At 73.9% G+C, this 23,956-nt stretch carries 19 protein-coding genes and 1 tRNA gene; 10 read left to right on the forward strand and 10 right to left on the reverse strand.

The window, feature by feature from the left end; genetic code table 11:
- Positions 1-83 precede the first annotated feature (83 nt).
- A complete protein-coding gene (gene pepN / locus SPI96_RS05805; protein WP_321081418.1) occupies positions 84-2,738 on the reverse strand; it encodes an aminopeptidase N in 2,655 nt (884 codons plus the stop codon).
- 74 nt (positions 2,739-2,812) lie between these two features.
- Positions 2,813-4,057: a glucose-1-phosphate adenylyltransferase gene (gene glgC, locus SPI96_RS05810; protein ID WP_321081419.1), complete on the reverse strand. Its 1,245-nt coding sequence runs from the start codon at positions 4,055-4,057 to the stop codon at positions 2,813-2,815.
- A 119-nt stretch (positions 4,058-4,176) separates the two neighbouring features.
- On the opposite strand from glgC, the gene glgA reads away from it, so the two are divergent.
- A complete protein-coding gene (gene glgA / locus SPI96_RS05815; protein ID WP_321081420.1) occupies positions 4,177-5,373 on the forward strand; it encodes a glycogen synthase in 1,197 nt (398 codons plus the stop codon).
- On the opposite strand, the gene SPI96_RS05820 is transcribed toward glgA, so the two are convergent.
- The 6 genes from SPI96_RS05820 to SPI96_RS05845 all read right to left on the reverse strand — a co-directional run bounded on the left by SPI96_RS05820 (position 5,364) and on the right by SPI96_RS05845 (position 12,434).
- Positions 5,364-6,059 (reverse strand): TetR/AcrR family transcriptional regulator, encoded by a 696-nt coding sequence (locus tag SPI96_RS05820; RefSeq protein ID WP_321081421.1) that lies wholly within the window; start codon positions 6,057-6,059, stop codon positions 5,364-5,366. The two genes, glgA and SPI96_RS05820, sit on opposite strands and share 10 nt — an antisense overlap.
- Positions 6,060-6,118: 59 nt before the next feature.
- On the reverse strand, positions 6,119-9,592 hold the full coding sequence (malQ, locus tag SPI96_RS05825) for a 4-alpha-glucanotransferase (protein ID WP_321081422.1): 3,474 nt from the start codon (positions 9,590-9,592) through the stop codon (positions 6,119-6,121).
- A gap of 58 nt (positions 9,593-9,650) precedes the next feature.
- Complete coding sequence (locus SPI96_RS05830; protein WP_321081423.1) at positions 9,651-10,529, reverse strand: metal ABC transporter permease; 879 nt, start codon at positions 10,527-10,529, stop codon at positions 9,651-9,653.
- Positions 10,526-11,266: a metal ABC transporter ATP-binding protein gene (locus tag SPI96_RS05835; protein ID WP_321081424.1), complete on the reverse strand. Its 741-nt coding sequence runs from the start codon at positions 11,264-11,266 to the stop codon at positions 10,526-10,528. The genes SPI96_RS05830 and SPI96_RS05835 overlap by 4 nt, the downstream gene beginning before the upstream one ends.
- Positions 11,266-12,177, reverse strand: coding sequence for a metal ABC transporter substrate-binding protein (locus SPI96_RS05840; RefSeq protein WP_414601919.1), 912 nt, complete (start codon positions 12,175-12,177; stop codon positions 11,266-11,268). The genes SPI96_RS05835 and SPI96_RS05840 overlap by 1 nt, the downstream gene beginning before the upstream one ends.
- A gap of 172 nt (positions 12,178-12,349) precedes the next feature.
- A tRNA-Leu gene (locus SPI96_RS05845) sits at positions 12,350-12,434 on the reverse strand.
- Positions 12,435-12,573: 139 nt separating this feature from the next.
- Between SPI96_RS05845 and SPI96_RS05850 the strand changes: the two genes are divergently transcribed.
- Positions 12,574-13,920 carry a M20/M25/M40 family metallo-hydrolase gene (locus SPI96_RS05850; protein ID WP_321081425.1) on the forward strand — a complete coding sequence of 449 codons (1,347 nt, stop codon included), beginning with the start codon at positions 12,574-12,576 and terminating at the stop codon, positions 13,918-13,920.
- Positions 13,921-13,966: 46 nt separating this feature from the next.
- On the opposite strand, the gene SPI96_RS05855 is transcribed toward SPI96_RS05850, so the two are convergent.
- The gene (locus SPI96_RS05855) at positions 13,967-14,206 is read right to left on the reverse strand and encodes a DUF5703 family protein (RefSeq protein WP_321081426.1); all 240 of its coding nucleotides are present in this window, start codon (positions 14,204-14,206) and stop codon (positions 13,967-13,969) included.
- Between the two features lie 80 nt (positions 14,207-14,286).
- Between SPI96_RS05855 and SPI96_RS05860 the strand changes: the two genes are divergently transcribed.
- Genes SPI96_RS05860 through mshC form a run of 3 tightly spaced genes read left to right on the forward strand, consistent with a single transcriptional unit; the run spans position 14,287 to position 16,714 of the window.
- The gene (locus SPI96_RS05860) at positions 14,287-14,508 is read left to right on the forward strand and encodes a hypothetical protein (RefSeq protein ID WP_321081427.1); all 222 of its coding nucleotides are present in this window, start codon (positions 14,287-14,289) and stop codon (positions 14,506-14,508) included.
- Between the two features lie 60 nt (positions 14,509-14,568).
- Positions 14,569-15,402: an undecaprenyl-diphosphate phosphatase gene (locus SPI96_RS05865; RefSeq protein WP_321081428.1), complete on the forward strand. Its 834-nt coding sequence runs from the start codon at positions 14,569-14,571 to the stop codon at positions 15,400-15,402.
- Positions 15,403-15,448: 46 nt separating this feature from the next.
- On the forward strand, positions 15,449-16,714 hold the full coding sequence (gene mshC / locus SPI96_RS05870) for a cysteine--1-D-myo-inosityl 2-amino-2-deoxy-alpha-D-glucopyranoside ligase (RefSeq protein WP_321081429.1): 1,266 nt from the start codon (positions 15,449-15,451) through the stop codon (positions 16,712-16,714).
- A 12-nt stretch (positions 16,715-16,726) separates the two neighbouring features.
- On the opposite strand, the gene SPI96_RS05875 is transcribed toward mshC, so the two are convergent.
- Entirely contained in the window at positions 16,727-17,698 is a 972-nt protein-coding gene (locus tag SPI96_RS05875; protein ID WP_321081430.1) for a PAC2 family protein, read from the reverse strand.
- Between the two features lie 74 nt (positions 17,699-17,772).
- Between SPI96_RS05875 and SPI96_RS05880 the strand changes: the two genes are divergently transcribed.
- From SPI96_RS05880 to dop, 5 genes are read left to right on the forward strand one after another with little or no spacing between them, the layout of a single operon-like run.
- Complete coding sequence (locus SPI96_RS05880; RefSeq protein ID WP_321081431.1) at positions 17,773-18,486, forward strand: HAD family phosphatase; 714 nt, start codon at positions 17,773-17,775, stop codon at positions 18,484-18,486.
- Complete coding sequence (locus SPI96_RS05885) at positions 18,483-19,358, forward strand: site-2 protease family protein (protein WP_321081432.1); 876 nt, start codon at positions 18,483-18,485, stop codon at positions 19,356-19,358. The genes SPI96_RS05880 and SPI96_RS05885 overlap by 4 nt, the downstream gene beginning before the upstream one ends.
- A complete protein-coding gene (locus SPI96_RS05890; protein WP_321081433.1) occupies positions 19,355-20,512 on the forward strand; it encodes a tRNA (adenine-N1)-methyltransferase in 1,158 nt (385 codons plus the stop codon). Before SPI96_RS05885 ends, SPI96_RS05890 begins: the two co-directional genes overlap by 4 nt.
- A complete protein-coding gene (arc, locus tag SPI96_RS05895) occupies positions 20,502-22,247 on the forward strand; it encodes a proteasome ATPase (protein ID WP_321081434.1) in 1,746 nt (581 codons plus the stop codon). Before SPI96_RS05890 ends, arc begins: the two co-directional genes overlap by 11 nt.
- Positions 22,244-23,914, forward strand: a complete 1,671-nt coding sequence (gene dop, locus SPI96_RS05900) for a depupylase/deamidase Dop (protein WP_321081435.1) — start codon at positions 22,244-22,246, stop codon at positions 23,912-23,914. The genes arc and dop overlap by 4 nt, the downstream gene beginning before the upstream one ends.
- Positions 23,915-23,956 lie beyond the last annotated feature (42 nt).

A 23,956-nucleotide genomic window follows, 5' to 3' on the forward strand; every position in this document is an offset into this window, starting at 1 on the left:
GCGCGCCGGCTGGGGTTGTCGTGTATCCCGCCCCCCCCGCCCCCCCCCCGGAGCGCTCGAGACAGCACCCCGGAGCGCTCAGGTCAGCGCTGGGCGGCCTGCACCCGCAGGCTCCGGCGCAGCGTGTCGGTGTGCTCCACCACGAGGCGGTGCAGCGCGGCCGGCGCGCCCCGGTGCCCGTTCAGCCAGGCCTGGGCCCGCGCCAGCACGGGGTGCCCCTCCTGCTCCTGCGCCCCGCCGGGCACGGCATCCTGCGCTCCGGGGAACAGCCCACTGATCGCGCGGCTGGCCAGCCCGTTGGACCGTGAGGCCCACACCTGCTCCAGCAGCGGCCAGAAGCGCTCCTCGAACGGGCCCACCAGCTCGTGGTCCCCGGTCGCGAATCCGGCGGCGACGGCGGAGAGCGCGTCGTTGGAGAGCACCTCGCCCTCGGCCGTGCGCCCCTGCACGACGGCGGTCCACGCTTGCTCCTTCACGGCCGCCTCGGGCCGGGCGGCCAGGGCCAGGCGGTGCCAGGTGAGGGTCTGCGCGGTCCGCTCCCGGGCCAGGGCCGCGTCCAGCTCGGCGGCGTCCGCCTGACCGGTGGCGGCCAGGGCCTGCAGCACGAGCCAGCGGATCTCGGCGTCGGCCACGAGGCCGGGGGCGGACTGCTCCCCGCCCAGGAGCACGTCCCGGGCCCGGGCGGCCTGCTCGGCGTCCCGGCGGGCCAGCAGGGCCCAGGTCCGGGCGGCGGAACGCTGGCGGTCTGAACCGGCCTCCAGCCCGCGCACCTGTCGCTCCAGCAGCCCACCGAGCCGGGCCCGCAGCGCCGGGCGGTCCTCGGCGCGGGCGAACTGCCCGACGGCGGCCGCCGCCTGGGCGAGCACCTGGGCGTGCACCGCGACCGGCTCGATCCTCCCGGACAGCTCCTCCACGGCGCCGAGGAACCGCACTACGGGCAGCTCGCCGTCGCGGACCATGCCCCACAGGGCGGCCCACACGGTGGCCTGGGCCAGCGGATCGGCCACGGGGTGGGCGAGCACGGCTTCGAGGGAGGCTTCGTCCAGGGTGAGGGCGGCGTAGGTGAGGTCGTCGTCGTTGGGCAGCACCAGTCGCGTCCCGGCGGGCACCGTGAGCCCGGGCAGGGGTGTCCGGGCACCGGCGTCCCCGGCGGCGACGTCGGCCTGCACCTGTGCCGAACGCACCAGCACGCCGCGCTCGTCGAGGCTGTACACGCCCACGCGCACGGCATGGGGGCGCAGCACGGCCCCGCCGGTGGTCGGGTCTATGCCCTGCTGCACGAGCACTGGCTCGGCCCCGTCGGCGAGCTCCACGGACAGGCGCGGCACCCCGGCGGTGCGCAGCCAGGCGTCGGCCCAGGCGCTCATGTCCCGGCCGGAGGCCTCACCGAGTACGGCCAGGAAGTCCGCCAGCTCGGCGTTGCCCCAGGCATGCCGGCGGAAGTACGCGCGAGAGGCATCGAGGAACGCGTCCCGGCCGGCGTAGGCCATCAGCTGTTTGAGCACTGAGGCACCCTTGGCGTAGGTGATGCCGTCGAAGTTCTGCCGGGCCGCCTCGAGGTCCGGGATGTCCGCGACGATCGGATGCGTAGTGGGCATCTGATCCTGCACGTAGGCCCAGGCCTTGCGGCGGGAGGCGAAGGTGGTCCAGGCGCTCGTGAAATCCGTGGCCTCGTCCACCCCGAGGGTGCCCATGATCTCCGCGAAGGACTCCTTGAGCCAGAGGTCGTCCCACCAGCGCATGGTCACCAGGTCCCCGAACCACATGTGGGCCATCTCGTGCAGGATCACGTTCGCGCGGTTCTCCCGCTCGGAGGCGGTGAACCGGGACACCGGGATGTACGCCTCCGTGAAGGTCACCAGCCCGGGGTTCTCCATGGCTCCGAGGTTGTACTCGGGGACGAACACGGAGTCGTACTTCCCCCACGGGTAGGCCACGCCGAACAGTTCGTGGAACAGGTCGAGCCCGCGCCGGGTGGTGGCCAGCACGTCCTCGGCGTCCATGTGCTCGGCCAGCGAGGCCCGGCAGAACACGCGCAGGTCCACCGGGTCCGCGCCGGTGGCGGCGTGACCGGGCCAGCGGTCCTCCCACACGGCGTAGGGGCCGGCGGCCAGCGCGGTGATGTACCCGGATTGGGGGAGTGTCGGTTCGAAATCCACCCGCACGAGCCCGTCTCCGGCGGGGGTGCGGGAGGCCTCGGGCCGGTTGGAGAGCAGGTGCCAGCCCTCGGGGCCGGTGAGGGAGAACGCGAAGGTCGTCTTCAGGTCCGGCTGCTCGAGCACGGGGAACACGCGGCGGGCGTCGGCCGGCTCGTACTGGGTGTACAGGTACACGGCCCCGTCGGTGGGGTCCACGAATCGGTGCAGCCCCTCACCGGAGCGGGAGTATGCGGCCCGGCCCTCGATGCGCACCTCGTGGTCACCGGCGGTGAGGTCCGGCACGGCCACGCGGGCGCGCCCGGCCACCTGCGCGGGGTCCAGTGCGCGTCCGTCCACGACGACGGCGGTCACCTCCTCGTTGAGGAAGTCCACGCGCAGCGTGGGCGGGTCCTCACTGACCTGGAGGGTCAGGTGCGAGGACACGGCGAAGGTGGTGGCGCCGTCGTCGTCGGTGACGCCGGTGAGGTCCACGTGCACCTGCTGCGCGGTGACGCGGACGGCCGCGGCGCGGGCGCGGGCCTCGTCCCGGGTGAGGGTGGCGTCGTCGAGGGGGGCGGGGGCGGCGGTGGTCTCGGACATGCCTCCCATCCCATCACACGTGAGGGTGCTCACGCCCGGTCCGTGCGCCAGGGTACCCGGGCCACCGCCGTGCGTCAGGGCCGGAGGGGGACAGCCTGGCCCTTGGAGAGCACGGTGAGCCCGGACTCGGTGACGGTGTAGCCGTTGGCCTCATCCTCGGCCCTGTCGAAGCCGATGTGCGCGCCGGCCGGGACCACCACGTTCTTGTCGAGGATCGCGTTGCGCACCTGGGCGCCCTCGCCGATCACCACGTTGTCCATGAGCACGGACTGCTCCACCCAGGCCTCGTTCTGCACGCGCACGTCCGTGCCGAGCACCGACTGCGCCACTGTGCCGCCGGAGACCACCACGCCCTGGGCGAGGATCGAGTCCGTGGCCGCGCCAGGGCGGCGGGAGGCCGAGCGCACCAGCTTGGCCGGCGGGGAGACCGACTGGCGGGTGTAGGTGGGCCAGTTGCGGTTGTAGAGGTTGAACTCCGGCCACGGGCCCACCAGGTCCATGTGGGCGTCGTAGTAGGAGTCCAGGGTGCCGACGTCCCGCCAGTAGTGCTTGCCGGGGGTGCCGCCGGGAATCTGGTTGGTGGTGAAGTCGTAGACGCCGGCCTGGCCGCGCTCCACGAACATCGGGATGATGTCTCCGCCCATGTCGTGGTTCGACCCGTCATTGCGGTCGTCCGCGTTGAGCGCCTCCACGAGGGCGTCGGTGTCGAACACGTAGTTGCCCATGGAGGCCAGGAACTGGGTGGGGTCCTCCGCGAGGCCGGCGGTGGTCTCGGGCTTCTCCACGAATGCGGTGATCCGGGACGGATCCTGCGGGTCCGTCTCGATCACGCCGAAGGAGGAGGCCAGCTCCAGCGGCTGGCGCACCGCCGCCACCGTGGCCTTCGCGCCCGAGGCGACGTGCTGGTCCACCATCTGCTGGAAGTCCATGTGGTAGACGTGGTCGGCCCCGATCACCACGACGATGTCCGGCCGGGCATCCGAGATCAGGTTCATGGACTGGAAGATCGCGTTGGCCGAGCCGGTGAACCACTCCTTGCCGCGGCGCTGCTGCGCCGGCACGGTGGCCACGTAGTTGTTCAGCATGGTGGACATGCGCCACGTCTCGGAGATGTGCCGGTCCAGGGAATGCGACTTGTACTGGGTGAGCACCACGATCTCCCGGTAGCGGGAGTTCACCAGGTTCGAGAGTGCGAAGTCGATCAGTCGGTAGGTGCCGCCGAAGGGCACGGCTGGCTTGGCACGGTCGGCTGTGAGGGGCATCAGGCGTTTGCCCTCACCGCCTGCCAGCACGACGGAGAGAACCTTCTTCTGGACCATGGGGCACCACTTTCCCTGTTGACCTCGATCGGCGGTGCGCGGCACGGTCCACTGCGTCCGACGGTGGCGCGCCCGGCCAGACTATCGGCCCGTGCGTGCGCTCGACTAGGTTGGACGGCGTGCGCATCGACATCGTGACCAAAGAGTTCCCCCCGGCCGTCTATGGCGGCGCCGGCGTCCACGTGGCCGAGCTGACCCGGGTGCTGGCCCCCCGCGCGGACGTGCGGGTGCACGCCTTCGGCGCCCCCCGCGACCCCGACTTCCACGGGGCGCAGGTGCTGACCTACGAGGAGCCGGCCGGCTTCGCCGAGGCCAACGGCGCCGTGCGCACCCTCGCCACGGACCTGGAGATCCTGGGGGCGCTCGAGGGTGCCGAGGTGATCCACTCCCACACCTGGTACGCCAACATGGCCGGCCACCTCGGCGGCCTGCTGCACGGGGTACCGCACGTGCTCTCGGCCCACTCCCTCGAGCCGCTGCGCCCGTGGAAGGCCGAGCAGCTCGGCGGCGGCTATGCGCTGTCCAGCTGGGCCGAGGCCACCGCCTACCGCGCCGCGGACGCGGTGATCGCGGTGTCCGAGGGCATGCGCCGGGACATCCTTCGCGTCTACCCGGACGTGGACCCGCAGAAGGTCCACACGGTGCACAACGGCATCGACACGCAGCTGTGGACCCCGCAGACCGGCACCGGGGCCCTTGAGAAGCACGGCATCGACCCGGCCCGCCCCTCCGTGGCGTTCGTCGGGCGCATCACCCGTCAGAAGGGCGTGCCGCACCTGCTGCGCGCCGCCCTGCGCCTGCCCGCCGAGGTCCAGTTGGTGCTGTGCGTTGGCGCGCCGGACACTCCCGAGCTGGCCGCCGAGGTCAACGGGCTGATCGAGCGTCTGCGCGCTGAGCGGGACGGCGTCGTGGTGGTCGAGGGGATGCTCCCGCGCCAGGAGGTCATGGAGATCCTCTCGGCGGCCACCGTGTTCGCCTGCCCGTCCGTGTACGAGCCGCTGGGCATCGTCAACCTCGAGGCCATGGCCTGCGGCACCGCGGTCGTCGCCTCGGCGGTGGGCGGGATCCCCGAGGTTGTGGACGACGGCGTCACCGGCCTGCTTGTGCCGGTGGACCAGGCTGAGGACGGCACCGGCACCCCCGTGGACGAGGACGCCTTCGCCGCAGATCTGGCCGATGCCCTCCTCCGTGTGCTCGAGGACCCGGAGCTGGCCCGCCGGATGGGGGAAGCCGGGCGCGAGCGGGCCATTGAGCACTTCTCCTGGGAGACCATCGCCGAGCGCACGCTCGAGGTCTACCGCGCCGTTCAGCGCTGAGCTGTGCCGGCCCGGCGCGCCCCCGGATCATCGCTGCGGTGGCCGGGGGCCACGCCGTGCAGCAGCCAGTCGGCCAGGGCCGCGGCGGTGGTGTCCACGTCCGGGCGCTCGTCCTCCGGGGCCGCCAGCCAGGCCTCCACAGCCGAGCGCACCATCCCGACGGCGGCGCGGGGCCACAGGTGCAGCACGGCCGGGGAGTGCAGGGTAGGCCCGGCGCCGGCGAGGGCGCGGGTGAGGCCGTCCTCGAGCAGCAGGGCCACGCGCTCGAAGAAGGGCGTGAGCACGGGGCCGCCGGACCCGCTGGCGGTGTCCTCGCGGTCCACCGCGAACGCGTAGACGTGCGGGGAGGCCGCGGCCACCGTGAGGCAGGCGGCGACCATCCTGCGCAGGGACTCGGGGCCGCCGTCGCCGGCGTCGGCTGCTTCGAGCAGACGCCGTTCCAGGTGGGCGGTGGCCCGCTGCGCCACGGCTCGCTGAAGGCCGGCCCGGTCCCCGAAGTAGCGGTAGAACACGGACTTGGAGGTGCGTGCGTGGGCGGCGATCTCGTCCATGGAGGCGGCAGGGCCGAGGTCGTGGACGGCGTCCCGTGCGGCACGCACGAGCAGTCGGCGGCGCTCCTGCCGGTGGCGGTCCCATCGGGTGGAGCGGCCGTCCCGCACTGTCCTGGCGTCTGTGACTGGATTCACAGGTCGGAGCGTATCAGGCACAGCTCGGCCCAGTCCCCGTCACCGGCACCGCCGGACGCTCACCGGGCCGAGCCGTCCCCTGCCCCGCCGGGTGCGTTGATCGGGGCGGCGGGCATCCGGCCCACCGCCTCCAGCAGCCCCTCGGCCCACCGCTGCCAAGTGTGGGCGCGGGCGTGCCGGACGGCGGCCGGGGCCAGGGCGTCCCAGGCGGCGCGGTCGGCGAGCACCCCGGCCAGGGCCCGCGCCCAGGCCTCGGCGGTGTTCGGGTGTACGAGGCGGCCGGAGACGCCGTCCTGCACGGCGTGCACGAGTCCGCCCACCCGGTGCGCGAGCACGGGGGTGCCGCAGGCCTGGGCCTCCAGGGCCACGAGCCCGTAGGTCTCCGAGGCGCTGGGCATGGCCACCAGGTCTGCCGCACGGAACACGGCGGCCAGCTCCTCCGGGCCCAGCGGCGGTGAGAAGGTGACCTGCTCGGCCACGCCGTGCTCGGCCGCGAGCGCGGCCAGGTCCGGGCCGCCGTCGCCGGAGGGGGCGCCGACCACGTGCAGGTGCACCTGCCCGGGGGCGGGGCGGCGCAGGAGTCCGAGGGCCTCGACGAGCAGCTGCGGGCCCTTGTGGGACTGGATGCGCCCGGCGAAGACCATCTTCAGGGGGGCCTCCTGGGCGCCCGGCCAGGAGACGGGGCCGTCCGGGGTGAACACGGCGGTGTCCACGCCGGGGGCGAGCACACGCACGCGGCGGCGGTCGGCGTCGAGCACCTCCCGCAGCTCGGCGGCCTCGGCGGGGGAGTTGACCACGAGCAGGTCGGCCTGCTCGGCCACGCGCCGCTCGGCGCGGACCCGTTCGGCGGGCTCGTGGTGGCCTGCGTCCTGGCGCATCTTCACGGCGGCGGTGGTGTGCATGGTCTGCACGTGCGGGGCCGCCAGCTCCCGGGCGACGGCGTGGGCGGTGGGGGCCGAGAGCCAGTAGTGGCCGTGGACGAAGCGCACCTGCCCGGGGGGCAGGGCACCGGTGCGCTCCTGAGCGCGCAGCCAGGCCAGGGCGGCCTGGGTGAACGCCTCGGTGTGCTCGGGCAGCTCGGCCTTGTCCACGGGGGCGGCCGGGCCGGCAGGCAGCTCCACGACGACGACGTCCGGGGCGTCCCCGCCGGCGAGCAGGGCGGTTACGCGGGCCCCGGCGGAGCCGTCGTCGAGGGGTTCCCCGTCGAGGGGCTCGGTGGCGCGGGTCAGCAGGATCATCCGCACGCCCTGCTGCGCGAGGGCGAGGGCGGCCTGGCGGACATACACGTTCATGCCGCCGGCGTCCCCGCCCCCGGGCTGGGCCAGGGGGGAGGTGTGGAAGGCGACGGCGATGCCCACCGGCACGCTCGTCCGCAGCTCCTGCTCGACGGCGTCGAACAGGCGGGCCGCGGAGTCCAGGCCGGGCAGGTCCTCGGTGTGGATCAGCCGGCCGGCGCCGTCGGCCAGGGGGACGGTCCAGTTGGGGTACTGCTCCTGCAGGGTGCCGGGCTGGTTCTGGATGCGCCGCTCCCCGACGGCGTCCACGAGGGCCACGCAGTGCAGGGCGGAGGGCGCCTGGGACAGCAGGCGGTGCAGGGCGGTCACCCGGGTCTGGACGTCGGCAGCGTCCCGGTCGTCCGCCCCGTCCGGGGCCGGGCCCTCGAGCAGGCCGCGCTCCCGGGCAGCGTCCAGGTAGGCGCGGACCTCCTCGGCGCTGCGGCGGCGCTCGGTGGCCACGTCCCCGGTGAACAGGCCGAGGCGTTCGCGCAGGTCCAGGTGCACGCCCTCGAGGTACCCGGCAGTGGGGGGGAGGTCGTGGGTGTTGACGGCGGCCATGCACAGCCGCCGGTACCGCTCCGGCGGGGTGGGGACGCCCTCGGCCTGCTCGAACCAGAGGATGGAGGTGCCCAGCACCCCGGCCTCGGCCAGGCGGCGCTGCACCCACGGTTCGAAGGTGCCCAGGTCCTCGCCGATCACGACGGCGCCGGCCCGCTCGGCCTCGAGGGTGAGCACCGCGAGCATCGCCTCATGGTCGTACTCCACGTACGCCCCGTGCGTCGGGCCGGAGCCCTCGGGCACCCACCAGAGGCGGAACAGGCCGAGCACATGGTCCATGCGGATGCCGCCGGCATGGGCCAGCACGCTGCGCAACATGTCCCGGAACGCGGCGTAGCCGGTCTCGGCGAGGCGGCGGGGGTGCCAGGGGTGCTGGGACCAGTCCTGCCCGAGCTGGTTGAAGGTCTCCGGCGGGGCGCCCACGGACATCGAGGGCACGAGCACGTCGCCGAGCATCCAGGCGTCGGCGGAGCAGCGGGTGGCGCCGACGGCCAGGTCCACCATCACACCCATGCGCATGCCCGCCTCTCTCAGGCGGCCCTGCGCGGCGGCCAGCTGCTCGTCGGCGATCCACTGCACCCAGCGGTGCAGGTCCACCTCCTGGGCGTGGTCGGTGCGGAACCGGGCGGCCGCCTCGCCACCCGGGGCCCAGGCCGGGTCCTGCAGGTCCGGGCCGGCCGTGCCGGTCACCACCCGCACGGCGGACCACAGGGCGAAGTCGTCCAGGCCCGGGCCCATGCGGTCGCGGAAGCGCGCATAGGCGGCCTCCCGCTCGGGGCAGCGGGGCACGGCATGCACGGCCCGCAGGGCCGGCCAGAGCACCTCGGCCACGGCGGTGCGATCGATCCGGCCGGTCTCCTCCAGCCGGGCCTGGACCTGCGCCCCGGCCCGGCGCAGGCGCTCCTGGTCTTCGGTCGGCAGCTGGGAGAACTCGGGGATGTCCGTGACGCGCACGGCGAGTGCCGAGAGGAACCGGCGGGTCACGGGGGAGTACGGGGAGTCGGCCGGGTGCGGGCCGGGCTCCACCGCATGCAGCGGGTGCAGCAGCAGGAAGTCCGCCCCGTGGGCTCGGGCGGCCAGGCCCACCTCGGCGGCATCGTGCAGGTCCCCGATGCCCCAGGAGTCCGTCGAGGTCACCGAATAGCCCTGGGCGGCCACCCCCCAGCCGCGCCGGGCGAGGAAGGGGGCCGCCGTCGTGAGGCGTTCGGGGGCGCACACCAGCACGGACTCGGCGTGGTGGCCGTCCTCGGCGTCCAGCTCGAGCCGGTGCCAGCCCTGGGGCAGGCCGGCGGGGACCTCCAGGTGCACCCGCACCCGGTCGACACCGTCCACACGGCGCTCGTCCCCGATGGGGGCGGTCACCTCCACGGGAACGACCGTGCCGTCCTCGGCCACCACGCGGGCGCTGAGCCCGGAGCGGGCGGCGGCCACGTGCGCGGGCACGGAGAGACGGTGGCCCTCCCGCACGGCCACCGTCGGGGGGAGCACGTCCCGCCAGGGGGCGGTGTCGGCGTCGTCCAGGGCCTCGGTCAGCGCGGCGACGCCGTCCGGACGCACCTGCACGCCGAGGGCGGCGAGGACCTGCACGAGGGCCTCGTCCGGGACCGTCTGCTCGGAGCCATCCTGCCCGGTGTAGCGCCACTGGACGCCGTGGGCGCGGGCGAGTCGGCGCAGGAGCGTGCGGGCATCGTCGGCCATGGATCCTCCGGGTCGGCGGTGGGGGAGGGCCGGGAGAGGTCCCGGCCCTCCCACCACTCTAGAGGTCCGGCCGGGCCACCGGCTCCGGTGCCCTGCGTGCGGCCCGAGCCCGGGCCAGGACCCCGTGCCGGGGGCCGAACAGGTAGGCCAGCACGAACACGGCCCCCTGGGAGAGGACCACGAGCCCGCCGGGGGAGGCGTCCGCCCAGTAGCTGATGTAGAGGCCCGCCACCGCGCAGACGGCCGAGATCACCGGGGCGATCACGAGCATCCGGTTGAACCTGTCGGTCAGCAGGTAGGCGGTGGAGCCGGGGATCACGAGCATGGCCACCACGAGGATCACACCCACCACCTGCAGCGCCACCACGGCCGTCACCGCGAGCAGGCCCAGCAGCAGCGCGCCGAGTCTGCGCGGGGAGAGCCCGAGCGCGAAGGCGTGGGTGGGGTCGAAGGCGTAAAGCACCAGGTCCCGACGCTTGAACGCCACGAGCAGCACCACCACGGCCCCGAGCACCGCCACCTGGACCAGCTCCGGCCCGGACACGCCCAGGATGTTCCCGAAGATGATGTGGTTGAGGTCGGTCTGGCTGGGCGTCACGGAGATCAGCACCAGCCCCAGGGCGAACAGGGTGGTGAACACGATGCCGATGGCCGCGTCCTCCTTCACACGGCTGGTGCCTCGCACCAGACCGATGAGGGCGACGGCGAGCCCGCCGAACACGAGGGCGCCCGCCGCGAACGGCAGTCCCAGGATGTAGGCCAGCACGACGCCGGGCAGCACGGCATGGGAGACCGCGTCGCCCAGCAGCGACCAGCCGATCAGCACGAGCCAGCAGGACAGCAGCGCGCACACCACGGCGGCGATCACGGCCGTGGCCAGGGCCCGCACCATGAAGTCGTACTGCAGGGGGATCAGGAGCCAGTCCAGGGCGCTCATGCGCGGGACTCCTCTCCGAGCACGTCCAGGCCGAAGGCCCGGGCGAGGTTCTCCGGGGTCAGGGCCTCGTCTACCGGGCCCTGGAACAGCACGCGGCGCAGGAGCAGGACGGCCTCGTCCGCCAGCTGGGGCAGGGCGGCGAGGTCGTGGGTGGAGACCAGCACCGTGCCGCCGTCGTCGGCGAGCTCGCGCAGCAGGCGGACGATGGTCGCCTCGGAGCGCTTGTCCACACCGGCGAAAGGCTCGTCCAGCACGAGGATCCGTGCCTGCTGGGCCAGGGCCCGGGCCAGGAAGGCCCGCTTGCGCTGCCCGCCGGACAGGCGGCCGATCTGGCGGTCCGCGCAGTGGTCCAGCTCGACCCGCTCCAGGGCCTCGGCGACGGCGGCGCGGTCCGCCGGACCGGGGCGGCGGGTCGGACCCATGCTCCCGTAGCGTCCCATCATCACCACGTCGTGGATGCTGACCGGGAAGGCCCAGTCCACCGCCTCACTCTGGGGCACGTACCCGAGCAGCCCGGCCCGGCGGGCCCGGACGGGGGCGGTGCCGCGGATGCGCACGGTGCCCGCGGAGGCGGGCACCAGGCCCATGATCGCCTTGAACAGGGTCGACTTGCCGGAGCCGTTCATGCCGACCAGTCCGGTCACCCGACCCTCGGGCACCTGCAGGCTCACCCCGTCGAGTGCGGTGAGCGGGCCGTAGCGCACGCTCAGGTGCTCGACCTCGATGGCCGGCGTCATCAGGAGTCCCGGGTGAGACCGGCGACGATCAGGTCGGCGTCGTGCCGGATCAGGTCCAGATAGGTGGGCACCGGACCGTCGGCCTCGGAGAGGGAGTCCACGTAGAGGATCCCTCCGAACTCGGCGTCCGTGGCATCCACCACGCGGCGCATGGGCCCGTCCGAGACCGTGGACTCGCAGAACACGGCGGGCACGTGGTGCTCGCGGACGAACTCGATGGTGTCGGCCACCTGCTGCGGAGTGGCCTGCTGCTCGGCGTTGACCGGCCAGATGTACTTCTCCCGCAGGCCGGCGTCGCGGGCCAGGTAGGAGAAGGCACCCTCGCAGGTCACGAGGGCCCGCTGGTTCTCCGGCACGGCGGACAGGGCCTCGAGCAGATCGGTGCGGACCTGCTGGAGCTGCTCCTTGTAGGCGCGGCCGTTGGCCTCGAAGTCGGCGGCGTGCTCGGGGTCGAGGTCGGAGAAGGCCGCCACCATGGAGTCCACGTAGAGGGCCACGTTCTGCGGGCTCATCCAGGCGTGGGGGTTGGGCTTGCCGGCGTAGGCGTCCTCGGTGATGTCGATGGGGGTGACCTTCTCCGAGACGACGACGTGGGGGGTGTTGGCGCTCTGCACGAACTGCTCGAACCAGACCTCGAGGTTGAGGCCGTTGTCCAGGATCAGCTCGGCCTCGGCGGCGGTGCGGATGTCGCCGGGGGTGGGCTCGTACCCGTGGATCTCGGCCCCGGGCTTGGTGATGGACTCGACCTCCAGGTGGTCGCCGGCCACGTTCTGGGCGATGTCCTTCAGGACGGGGAAGGTGGTGAGCACGACGGGCCTGTCCTCCTGGGAGGGGCCGTCCGTGGGGGAGCAACCGGTCATGCCCGCGGCGACCGCCAGGGCCGCGACGGCGGCCGTCCATCGTGTGCGCATCCTCATATGTGCCTGCCTCTCTGCAGCATCGTAGTGATTAGGTAAGGCTTACCTTACCTAATCGATCCGGACCTCGACGTGACGGCGTGAATGTGACGGCATCCCCTCGGGGCAGGTCCCGAGAATGACGAAGGGCCCCGGTCTTCACCGGGGCCCTTCATCTGATGAGCAGTGCGCGAGGGGGGACTTGAACCCCCACGCCCTTATCGGGCACAGCGACCTCAACGCTGCGCGTCTACCAATTCCGCCACTCGCGCTCATCGTGACCCCACCTGAATCAGGCGGATCCCGATGCCGTGTCGGGCCCGGTTTCCCGGTGCCCGTCGCAGGCAACTCGAGAACAGTAGCACGCCAGCGGCCCGAGTACAAAACCCGGGCGACCGATAGGCTCGGCGCATGTCCGAGCATCCCGCCGCCCCTTCCGATCCCGCGGTCGGCACCCCGACGCCCGGCCCCGCCGCCGATGTCCTGCAGATCTGCCGCGAGCTCATCCGCATCGACACCACCAACCGGGGCGGGAACGTCTCGGTGGGCGAGCCCGAGGCCGCCGAGTACTGCGCGGCCTGGATGCGCCGGGCCGGCATGGCCCCGCGGCTGTTCGAGTCCGCGCCCGGGCGCGTGTCCGTCGTCGGGCATCTGCCCGGCTGGGACCCGGACGCCCCGGGCCTGGTGGTGCACGGCCACACGGACGTGGTGCCCGCCGAGGCCGAGGAGTGGTCCGTGGACCCCTTCGGCGCCGAACTCAAGGACGGCATGGTCTGGGGCCGTGGCGCGGTGGACATGAAGGGCATGGACGCCATGGTGCTCTCCACCCTCGTCCACCTGGCCCGCACCGGGCGCCGTCCCCGCCGCCCGCTCACCGTGGCGCTCTTCGCAGACGAGGAGGCCGGCGGTGTCTACGGAGCCCACTGGATCGTGGACCACCACCCGGAGGTCTTCGCTGGCTGCACCGAGGCCGTCAGCGAGGTCGGCGGGTTCTCCACGGAGGTCGGCGGCACCCGCGCCTACCTCGTGCAGACCGCCGAGAAGGGACTGGCCTGGCTCAACCTGGCGACCTCCGGCACCCCGGGACACGGCTCCGCACCCCATGAGGACAACGCCGTGACCCGCCTGGCCGGCGCCGTGGACCGCATCGGCCGGCACACCTGGCCACTCACCTACACCGCCACGACCCGCCACCTGCTCGAGCAGGTCGCCGAGATCACCGGGACGGAGTTCGACGAGGCCGACCCCACCCCCCAGCTGACCGCCCTGGGGCATGCCGGCACCTGGGTGGCCGGGACCCTGCATACCACCGCCAACCCCACCGGGCTGCGCGCCGGCTACAAGCACAATGTGATCCCCTCGGGCGCCACCGCCACGGTGGACGCCCGTCTGGTGCCCGGCCACGAGGAGGAGGCGCTGAGCGTCCTCGGCGAGCTCGCCGGCCCTGGCGTGCGGATCAGCCCTGAGCACAGGGACGTCGGCCTGGAGGTCCCGTTCTCCGGGGACCTGGTGGAGCTGATGGTGGACGCCCTCGGTGCCGAGGACCCGGGTGCCCACGTGCTGCCGTTTATGCTCGGCGGCGGCACGGACAACAAGGCCTTGTCCCGGCTGGGCATCACCGGCTACGGCTTCAGCCCGCTGCAGCTGCCGCCCGACCTGCCGTTCACCGCCCTGTTCCACGGGATCGACGAACGAGTCCCGGTCGAGGCGCTGCGCTTCGGCTGCCGGGTGCTCGAGCGCATGCTCGAGCCCCGATGAGTCCGGCCGGACGCGGCGGCCCCCGGGCCCGGTCGGGCCGGCGGGCTCAGACGGCGGTGAGGGTGGAGGCCACGCGCATCACGCGGCGGCGCATCCAGTAGCGGCGGGCGCCACCGCGGTAGTGCACGGTGCGCTGGAGTTCCCACCGCCCGTACTCGGCGTGCTCGGCCAGGCGGCGTCGGACCTCCGCCAGGGCCTGGTCGGGGCCGGTCGTGATCACCAGGTACTCCCACTTCTGACCGCGGGCGGCGGCGTCGAGGGTCGAGGACATCAGCTGCTCACGCATGTGCCCATCCTGGCAGAGCCGCAGGCGCGCCGCGCCCGGTACCCCTGGCCCGGACGCCGGAGGCGGGCTACCGTGACGCCATGAGCTCTGACGCCCGCGTGGCCCTCGAGGCCCTCACCACCGCCCTGAACGAACACCTCGTCGCCGCCCAGAACAAGCGGGGTGAGGACGACCCGGCCGTGGAGGCCGCGTTCTTCGCCGTCGCGGACGCCTTCGAGCACTACGAGGACGCCCTCTACGCCGAGACGGAGGAGGTCACCCCCCTAGACCTCTTCGACGACGAGGACGACGACGAAGACTGACCTGTGACCGTCGTCATGGCGCAGAGGAGGAGCTGGCGCCATGACGTACAGTGACGCTCCGTGACCTGGATCGAAGCAATCATCCTCGGGCTCGTGCAGGGCCTGACCGAGTTCCTCCCCATCTCCTCCTCGGCGCACATCCGCATCGTGGGGGAGTTCCTGCCCTCCGGCGCCGATCCGGGCGCCGCCGTCACGGCGATCACCCAGATCGGCACCGAGCTGGCCGTGCTGATCTACTTCTGGCGGGACATCACCCGCATCATCGCCCGCTGGGCCGGCTCCCTGGCCGGCCGCGTGCCCGCCTCTGACCCGGACGCCCGCATGGGCTGGCTGATCATCCTCGGCTCGCTCCCGATCGGCGTGCTGGGCATCCTGCTGCAGGACTGGATCGACACCGAGTTCCGCTCCCTGTGGATCACCGCCTCGATGCTCATCGGCTTCGGCATCCTCCTGGCCCTGGCCGACCGCCTCGGACGTCAGCGCAAGACCCTCGACCAGCTCACGGTGCGCGACGGCATCCTCTACGGCTTCGCCCAGGCCCTCGCCCTGATCCCGGGCGTCTCCCGCTCCGGCGGCACCATCACCGCGGGCCTGGCCATGGGCTACACCCGCAAGGCAGCCGCCCGCTACGCCTTCCTCCTGGCCGTCCCGGCCGTGTTCGCCTCCGGCTTCTACAAGCTCGCCCAGGTGGTCGCCGAGCCCGGCCAGCAGGGCCCCTACGGCATGGGTGAGACCCTGCTGGCCACCGTGATCGCGTTCGTGGTGGGCTACCTGGTGATCGCCTGGCTCATGCGCTTCATCACCACCAACTCCTACATGCCGTTCGTCTGGTACCGCATCGTGCTGGGCCTGGGCCTGTTCGTGATGCTGTCCGCCGGCTGGATCACAGCCTGACCGGTTCACCCTCCAGCCCCACCAGCCAGTCCATCGAGGAGTCTGCGTGAAGTCCTGGTCCACCCCCACCCCGGCGCCCCTGCCGGCCTGCCCCGACCGCCTGCGCGTGCACGACACCGCCACCGGGCGCCTGCGCCACCCGGGCAACGGGCCGGACCGGGCCTCCCTCTATGTCTGCGGGATCACCCCCTACGACGCCACACACCTGGGCCACGCCACCACGTACGTCTCCTTCGACCTGCTGCAGCGCTACTGGCGTGCGTGCGGGATCGCCGTGACGTACACGCAGAACGTCACCGACGTGGACGACCCCCTTCTCGAGCGGGCCGAGGCCACGGGGGTGGACTGGCGCGAGCTCGCCCGCGAGCAGACCGACCTGTTCCGCGCGGACATGGAGGCCCTGGAGGTCCTCGCCCCGGACCACTACGTGGGCGTCACGGAGGCGGTGGGCCTCGTGGCCGAGGCCGTCGCCGGGCTGATCGCCGCCGGGCTGGCCTACCGGGTGCCGGGCACGGCGGGGGAGCCCGACGGCGACGTCTACTTCGACCTGCGCGCCGCCGAGCGCGCCACCGACTGGCGCCTGGGCTCCGTGAGCGCGATGGATGCGGCGACCATGGCCGCCGTCTTCCCCGAGCGCGGCGGCGACCCGGACCGGCCCGGCAAGCGCGACCGGCTGGACCCGCTGCTCTGGCGGGTGGAGCGCCCCGGGGAGCCGGCCTGGGAGGCCGGCACGCTCGGCCGCGGCCGGCCCGGCTGGCACATCGAGTGCTCGGTGATCGCCCGTGAGCACCTGCCGGCCCCGTTCACGGTGCAGGGCGGCGGCTCGGACCTGCGCTTCCCCCACCACGAGTTCTCCGCCGCCCACGCCACGGCGGTGGACGGCCGCCCCCTGGCGCTCACCTACCTGCACTCGGGCATGGTGGCCCTCGACGGACGGAAGATGTCCAAGTCCCTGGGCAACCTCGAGCTCGTCTCCCGTCTGCGGGCCCGGGGTGAGGAGCCCGTGGCGGTGCGCGCCGCCGTCCTGGCCCACCACTACCGCTCCGACTGGGAGTGGACCGAGCAGGGCCTGGAGGAGGCACGACGCCGGGTGGCCGCCTGGCGTGCCGCCCTCACCGGTCCCCACGCCGGGGCCGGGACCGTGGTCCTCGAGGCCGCGCACCGGGCCCTGTCCGAGGACCTCGACGCCCCCGCTGCGCTGCGGGTGCTGGACGACTGGGCCGCCGGCACCCTGCCGGGCCTGGAGAGGGCCGGGGACGGCCCGGACGTGGCCACGGTGGCGCATGCACTGCTGGGTCTGCGCCTGCGCTGAGGCCGTCCCGCCTCAGCGGGAGCCGCGGCCGCGCAGGTAGCGCTCGAACTCGCGCGCGATGGCCTCGCCCGAGGCCTCCGGCAGCTCCTGGGCGTCCTGGGCCTCCTCGAGCTGACGCACATAGGCGGCCACCTGGGGGTCCTCGCGGGCGAGCTCGTCCACGCCCCGCTGCCACGCGCGGGCGTCCTCGACCAGCTCGTGGGTGACCATGTCCACGTGCAGCAGGTCCTCCACGGCCTCCACCAGGCCCAGCAGGGTCTTGGGGGAGGGGGCCTGGGAGACGTAGTGCGGCACAGCCCCCCACAGGGACACCGAGGCTAGGCCCCGGTGCGCGGCGGCGTCGGCCAGCACGCCCACGATGCCCGTGGGCCCCTCGTAGGTGGGCCGGTCGGCGTCGACGGCCACCCGCACGTCCACGAGCGGGGAGGTGGGCCGGGCCCGCAGCGGCCGGCTGTGCGGGACGTCGGCCAGCAGCGCCCCCAGGGTGACGACGGCGTCCACGTGCTCGTCCTCCATGTACCCCAGCAGCTCGTCCACGAACGCCCGCCATCGCACGTTCGGCTCCGTGCCCGAGGCCAGCAGCACGCGCAGGCCCTCGGGCGGGGCCTCGTCGCCCAGCGCCACCGGGTGGCCGGCGCCGTCGAGGCGGGCCTCGCACAGGTGCAGGGCGGGCCAGTCGAGGGTCCCGAGGCCGTCGGCGTCGCGGCGCACCACCGGGCGGGCCATCTGGTAGTCGTAGTACTCGCCCTCGCAGACGCGCCCGATCCGGGCCGCATCCCACTGCAGGCGCAGGGCCTCCACGGCGCCGCTGGCCGCCTCCCCGGCGTCGTTCCACCCCTGGAAGGCCACGAGCAGCACGGCGGGGGCGCGGCGGCCGGCCTCGACGTCCGGCACGGTCGCGGTCAGGTGCGTCCGCAGCGCACCCATGAGGTCGGGGGGCAGGCCCTCGGCGTCGGGCCCGTCGGAGGTGCGCGCATCGCTCATGGCCGTCACCCTACGCACGCCGCCCCCTGCAGGGTCACCTCTGAGCGGCCGTCGTCGGCCACTAGGATGGAGCCATGCCCGCCCCCCGTCCCACTTCCGGCCCGCCCCTGCCCACGGCCGTGCTGTGGGACATGGACGGCACCCTCGTGGACACCGAGCCGCTCTGGAACGCCGCCCAGCAGGCCCTGCTGGCCGAGTACGGCGGCGTGTGGTCCGAGGCCCTGGCCGCGTCCCTCGTGGGACGGCCCCTGGACGAGGGCGCCCGCCGCCTGCAGGCCGCCGGGATCGGGCTGGACGTCGAGCAGATCATCGCCCGGACGATGGGGGAGGTTGCCGCGGCCATCGCCGACGCCGTCCCCTGGCGGCCCGGCGCCCTCGAGCTGCTGCGCAAGCAGTCCGCCACCGGGGTGCCCGGCGCCCTCGTCACCATGTCCCATGCGCCGCTGGCCCGGGTGCTGGCCGAGCACGCCCCCGACGGGGCCCTGACCGTGGTGGTCACGGGGGACCAGGCGCGCGCCGGCAAGCCGGACCCCGAGGCCTACCGCCTGGCCCTGCACCGACTCGGCGAGCACGTGCCCGGCCTGGACCCTGCCGACTGCGTGGCCGTGGAGGACTCCCCGGTGGGTGTACGGGCGGCCGTGACCGCGGGCCTGCCGACCGTCGGGGTGCCCTCCGTGCTCCCGCTGCCGGCCGGCGTCGCCACCGTCGAGTGGGACACCCTCGCCGGGCGCACCCTCGCCGACCTCGCGGCGGTCCGCCCCGGCCCGGCCCCGGATGGACGCGGATGACCCCCCGGCCCGGACTGCCCCTCGGTCGCATCGCCGGCGCACCGGTCTACCTGTCCCCGGCCTGGGTGCTCATCGCCGCCGTCGTGATGCTGACCTTCGGCCCGCAGGTCAGACGCCTGCTGCCCTCCCTGGGCGCCGGCGCCTACCTCGTGGCCCTCGGCTATGCCGTGATCCTCGCGGTCTCGGTGCTGGTACATGAGGCCGCCCATGCCATGGTCGGCCGCGCCCAGGGGCTGCCGGCCGAGGAGGTGGTGCTCACCCTGTGGGGCGGGCACACGCAGTTCCGCGGCCTGCACACCACCCCCCTGGGCTCCGTGGCCACCGCCCTGGCCGGCCCGGCGTCGAACCTGGCCCTGGCCGGGCTCGCCTGGGCAGCGCTCGGGCTCACGGAGGCCGCCGGCCTGATCGACGGACGGGGAGTGGCCTCCCTGCTGCTGCAGATGACCGTGTGGGCCAATGTGCTGCTGGCGGCCTTCAACGCACTGCCCGGGCTCCCCCTGGACGGCGGCCGGATGGTCGAGTCCGCAGTGTGGGCCGCCACCGGGTCCCGGGACCGCGGCACCGAGGCTGCCGGGTGGTCCGGTCGCGTGCTGGCCCTGGCGGTGCCCGCCCTCGCCGTGGGCCTGCCCCTGCTGCGCGGCGACGCCCCGGACCTGCTGGTCGCCGCCCTGGCCCTGTGGGTGGGGCTCATGCTGTGGCAGGGGGCCGGGCGCGCCGTGGCCGTGGGGCGCCGCCGTCGTCTGCTGGACGACCTCCGCCAGGAGGGGCCGCCGAGCCCCGAGCAGCGGCCCGACGCCGCGCCCACCGACCCCACCGACTCCGCCGCGGCGCACACCGCCCGGCCCTGCCTCCCGAAGGAGCACCGAGCATGACCGACACCCCCGACGCAGCGCCGGCCGAGACGGCCGAGCCTGAGACCACCGCCGAGACGGCCGGCATCCCCTCCCCGGAGCCCCCCCGGGAGGTGGCCGTCGGCGCGAGCGCGCGCCGCGGCCCCCTGCGTGCCGGCCAGCGCGTGCAGATCAAGGACGCCAAGGGCCGGCTGAACACGATCACCCTGCTGCCCGGCGGCGAGTTCCACAGCTACCAGGGCGTGCTGCGCCACGACGACCTCATCGGCGGCCCCGAGGGGGTCGTGGTGGAGAACTCCTCCGGCCACGAGTACCAGGTGCTGCGGCCCCTGCTCAACGACTTCGTGCTCTCCATGCCCCGTGGCGCCACCGTGGTGTACCCCAAGGACGCCGGGCAGATCGTCCAGCAGGCGGACATCTTCCCGGGGGCCGTCGTCGTGGAGGCCGGCGTGGGCTCCGGTGCGCTGTCGATGTCCCTGCTGCGCGCCGTGGGAGAGCATGGGCACCTGCACTCCTACGAGCGCCGCGAGGAGTTCGCCGAGGTCGCCCGCGCGAACGTCGAGTCCTTCTTCGGGCGGGAGCACCCGGCCTGGAGCATCCACCTCGGCGACGCCCAGGAGCGCATGCTCGAGGTGCACGAGCCCCACACCGTGGACCGCGTGGTGCTGGACATGCTCGCCCCCTGGGAGTGCCTGGACGCTGTAGCCACCGTGCTCGCCCCCGGCGGCGTGTGGCTGAACTACGTGGCCACCGCCACCCAGCTCTCCCGCGTGGCCGAGGCCATCCGCGAATCCGGCCTCTTCACGGCCGTCGAGGCCAACGAGACCCTCGTGCGCGGCTGGCACCTGGACGGCCTGGCCGTCCGCCCGGACCACCGCATGGTGGCCCACACCGGCTTCCTGCTCACCGCGCGTCGTCTGGCCCGCGGGGAGGAGGCCCTGCGCCTGAAGCGGCGCTCGAAGGTGTCCGAGTTCACGGCCGAAGACGTCGAGGCCTGGCTTCCGGCGGACGAGTCCCGCTGGACCCCGCAGGCCCTCGGAGAGCGGCCGGTGACGGACAAGAAGGCCCGCAAGGCCGCCAAGGAGGCGCGTCTGACGGCGCGCCGGGCACGCGAGGCCGAGGCCGGCGTCGACGCCCATGGGAACCCGATCAAGGAGGACGGCAATGACGCCTGACCAGGAGACCACCGAACGACTCGCCGCAGCCCGGCTGCAGGTGCAGGAGGCCCGCGCAGAGGCGGACCGGCTGCGCCGACAGCTCGAGTCCGCCCAGCAGCACGGCACCCGCCTGGCCGAGAAGCGCCGTCAGGACCGCGAGCAGCTGGACACCGCGGCCCGCCAGAACCGGCGCATGGTGGAGCTGCTGCAGGCCACCCGCGAGGAGATCAGCTCCCTGAAGGAGTCGATGAACGCGGTCATCAACCCGCCGTTCACCTTCGCCCTGCTCGAGGCCGTGCACGCCCCCCGCGAGCCCCAGGAGGGCGTGGAGACCGAGGCGGTGACCGCCGGCAGCGCGGACATCGTGCAGAACGCCCGGCGTATGCGCGTGACCATCTCCCCGCTGCTGGACCCGGAGCGGCTCACCCCCGGGGCCGTGGTGCTGCTCGACGAGACCATCTCCGTGGTGGGCGTGGCCGAGCACGAGCCTGCCGGCGCCCTGATGCGCGTCAAGGAGGTGCTCGCCGACGGCGACCTCGTGCTCGCCGGCACCGCGGACGAGGAGCGCGTGGTGCGCCGCGCCCCGGCCCTGCAGAACGTCCCGCTGCGCCACGGGGACGCCGTGGTGGTGGACCCGCGTGTGCAGTGGGCCCTGCGCCGCGTGGAGCTCTCCGAGGTGGACGAGGTGCTCCTGGAGGAGGTCCCGGACGTCACCTTCGAGGACATCGGCGGCCTCGGCCCGCAGATCGCCCGCATCCGCGAGGCCGTGGAGATCCCGTTCCTGCACCCGGGCCTGTACCGGGAGCACGGGCTGCGCGCACCCAAGGGCATCATGCTCTACGGCCCGCCCGGCACCGGCAAGACCATGCTCGCCAAGGCCGTGGCCAACGCCCTCTCGGCGCAGGCCGGCGAGGGGCGGCGCTCCTCGTTCTTCCTCAACATCAAGGGCCCGGAGCTGCTCAACAAGTTCGTGGGCGAGACCGAGCGCCAGATCCGCGTGATCTTCGACCGCGCCCGCGAGCGCGCGGCGGCCGGGCACCCCGTGGTGGTGTTCTTCGACGAGATGGAGTCCCTGTTCCGCACCCGCGGCTCGGGCGTGTCCTCGGATGTGGAGACGACGATCGTGCCGCAGCTGCTGGCGGAGATCGACGGGGTGGAGTCCCTGGAGAACGTGATCGTGGTGGGGGCGTCCAACCGCGAGGACATGATCGACCCGGCCGTGCTGCGCCCGGGACGCCTGGATGTGAAGATCCGGGTGGACCGCCCGGACGCGGCCGGGGCGGCGGAGATCATGGCCAAGCACCTGGGCGCGGACGTGCCGCTGCACGAGGACGAGGTCGCCGCGGCCGGGAGCGCCGAGGCCGCGCGGGCGGCCATGGTGACGGCGGCGGTGGACGCGCTGTACGAGCGCACCGAGCGCACGGCCCTGGCGGAGCTGACCGACGTCGGCGGGGCGGTGTCCACGCTGCACCTGGCGGATCTGGTGTCCGGTGCCGTGGTGGCCGACGTGGTGGACCGGGCCAAGCGCTCGGCTGTGCGGGACCTGCTGGCCGCGGACCTGGACCCGCAGGCCCGCGGTGTGCGCACCCGTCACCTGCTGGAGGCCGTGGAGGCGGTGCGGGCGGACCAGGTGGACCTGCTGTCCACGGTGGCGCCGGGGGAGTGGGCGCGCACCTCGGGCTGGCGGGGCCCGCGCCTGGCCGGGCTGCGGATGCTCACCGGGCCGGCTGGCCTGGCGGGGCTGGCCTCGTGAGCGCGTCCGCGTTCTCCGGGCAGCGCCGGCTGTTCCCGGCCTCGGTGGTGGAGCCGCCGAACGGCCGGGACGCGGCCGGCTGGGGCGTGCACCGGGTGATGGGCACGGAGACGGAGTTCGGGATCCACGCCCCGGCGAACCCGTCGGCGCACCACTCGGTGCTCTCGGTGGAGCTCGTGAACGCCTATGCGGACCTGATCACGCACGCCGGCGGCGCGGTGGCCGGCACGGAGTGGGACTACGCGGGGGAGTCCCCGCTGGTGGATGCGCGCGGCTGGCGGATGCCCCGCTCTGCGGCGCACCCCTCCCAGCTCACGGACCAGGCCCTCATCGGCCCGGACGGTGAGCCGGTGCACCTGCTGCTGTCCACGGTGCTGCCCAATGGGGCCCGCTGGTATGTGGACCACGCCCACCCGGAGTACTCGTCCCCGGAGGTGACCTCCCCGCGGGAGGCGATGGTCTGGGACGCGGCTGGGGACCTGGTGGCGCAGGCCGCGGCGGACCACATCGCCGAGGCCGAGGGCGACCCGCAGGTGCTGGTGTACAAGAACAATGCGGACGGCAAGGGCCAGTCCTATGGGGCGCACGAGAACTACCTGGTGGCCCGTGCCCTGGACTTCCAGGAGCTCACGGAGGTGCTGCTGCCGTTCTTCGCCGCACGCCAGGTGCTCGTGGGGGCCGGGCGTGTGGGCCTGGGCCGGGAGGGGCAGCGGGCCGGGTTCCAGCTGTCCCAGCGGGCGGACTTCTTCGAGGAAGAGTCGGGCCTGGAGACCACGATCCGCCGCCCCATCGTGAACACCCGGGACGAGCCGCACGCCCGCTCGGACGCCTACCGCCGCCTGCACGTGATCGTGGGCGACGCCACGCTCTCCCAGCACGCCACCTGGCTGCGCATGGGCATGACGGCGCTGGTGCTCTGCCTCGCTGAGGCCGGCACCGCGCCGCGGCTGCGCCTGGAGGACCCCGTGGCCGCCCTGCGGACGATCAGCCACGACCCCACGCTCACCGCCACGGTGCCGGGGTGGGAGACCGTGAACGGCACCGAGGTGCGCCGGGAGTGGACAGGCCTGCAGATCCTGGAGGCCTACCGGCGGGCCGCCGCCGAACACTGCGCCCGGTTCGAGGTGGACGACGCCGAGACCGCCGCCGTCCTGGAGGCCTGGGCCACGGACCTGGCCGACGCCGCCGCGGACCCGCTCTCCCTGGCGGACCGGGCCGACTGGGCCGCCAAGCTCCGCCTGCTCGAGGGGATGCGCTCCCGGGGCGGGCTGGACTGGTCGGACCCCCGCCTGGCGATGGTGGACCTGCAGTACGCGGACCTGCGCCCGGGCCGGTCCCTGCACCGCCGGCTCGTGGACGCCGGGGCGCTGCGCACCCTGGTCTCCGAGGCGGAGGTGGCCGACGCCGTCGTCTCGGCGCCGCGGAGCACCCGCGCCTGGCTGCGCGGCGGCCTCGTGCGGCACCATCCCGAGCAGGTCGTGGGGGCCGCGTGGGAGTCTGTGCTGCTGCGTCCGGACGGCGAGGAGGGCCGGCTGCACCGGCTCCTGCTGACGGAGCCGCTGCTGGGGGCGGCCGAGGACCTGCCCGGCTGGTGGGAGGACGGAGCCCCCGTGCCCTCACCCGAGGAGCTCACGGACACGCTCGTGCCCCGGTTCGGGGAGCGCTGACGTCCGAGGGCCACGGAAGCTCAGAGGGCGCCGGGCCGGGAG

Origin of the sequence: Micrococcus sp., assembly GCF_034179925.1 — a bacterium.
Taxonomy (GTDB): domain Bacteria; phylum Actinomycetota; class Actinomycetes; order Actinomycetales; family Micrococcaceae; genus Micrococcus.

Excerpts from the sequence above, each read along its gene's own strand:
- pepN (WP_321081418.1), bottom strand. The coding sequence starts at position 2,738 with ATGTCCGAGACCACCGCCGCCCCCGCCCCCCTCGACGACGCCACCCTC.
- glgC (WP_321081419.1), bottom strand. The coding sequence starts at position 4,057 with ATGGTCCAGAAGAAGGTTCTCTCCGTCGTGCTGGCAGGCGGTGAGGGC.
- malQ (WP_321081422.1), bottom strand. The coding sequence starts at position 9,592 with ATGGCCGACGATGCCCGCACGCTCCTGCGCCGACTCGCCCGCGCCCAC.
- SPI96_RS05830 (WP_321081423.1), bottom strand. The coding sequence starts at position 10,529 with ATGAGCGCCCTGGACTGGCTCCTGATCCCCCTGCAGTACGACTTCATG.
- SPI96_RS05835 (WP_321081424.1), bottom strand. The coding sequence starts at position 11,266 with ATGACGCCGGCCATCGAGGTCGAGCACCTGAGCGTGCGCTACGGCCCG.
- SPI96_RS05840 (WP_414601919.1), bottom strand. The coding sequence starts at position 12,177 with ATGCGCACACGATGGACGGCCGCCGTCGCGGCCCTGGCGGTCGCCGCG.
- SPI96_RS05850 (WP_321081425.1), top strand. The coding sequence starts at position 12,574 with ATGTCCGAGCATCCCGCCGCCCCTTCCGATCCCGCGGTCGGCACCCCG.
- SPI96_RS05855 (WP_321081426.1), bottom strand. The coding sequence starts at position 14,206 with ATGCGTGAGCAGCTGATGTCCTCGACCCTCGACGCCGCCGCCCGCGGT.
- SPI96_RS05860 (WP_321081427.1), top strand. The coding sequence starts at position 14,287 with ATGAGCTCTGACGCCCGCGTGGCCCTCGAGGCCCTCACCACCGCCCTG.
- SPI96_RS05875 (WP_321081430.1), bottom strand. The coding sequence starts at position 17,698 with ATGAGCGATGCGCGCACCTCCGACGGGCCCGACGCCGAGGGCCTGCCC.
- SPI96_RS05880 (WP_321081431.1), top strand. The coding sequence starts at position 17,773 with ATGCCCGCCCCCCGTCCCACTTCCGGCCCGCCCCTGCCCACGGCCGTG.
- SPI96_RS05885 (WP_321081432.1), top strand. The coding sequence starts at position 18,483 with ATGACCCCCCGGCCCGGACTGCCCCTCGGTCGCATCGCCGGCGCACCG.
- SPI96_RS05890 (WP_321081433.1), top strand. The coding sequence starts at position 19,355 with ATGACCGACACCCCCGACGCAGCGCCGGCCGAGACGGCCGAGCCTGAG.
- arc (WP_321081434.1), top strand. The coding sequence starts at position 20,502 with ATGACGCCTGACCAGGAGACCACCGAACGACTCGCCGCAGCCCGGCTG.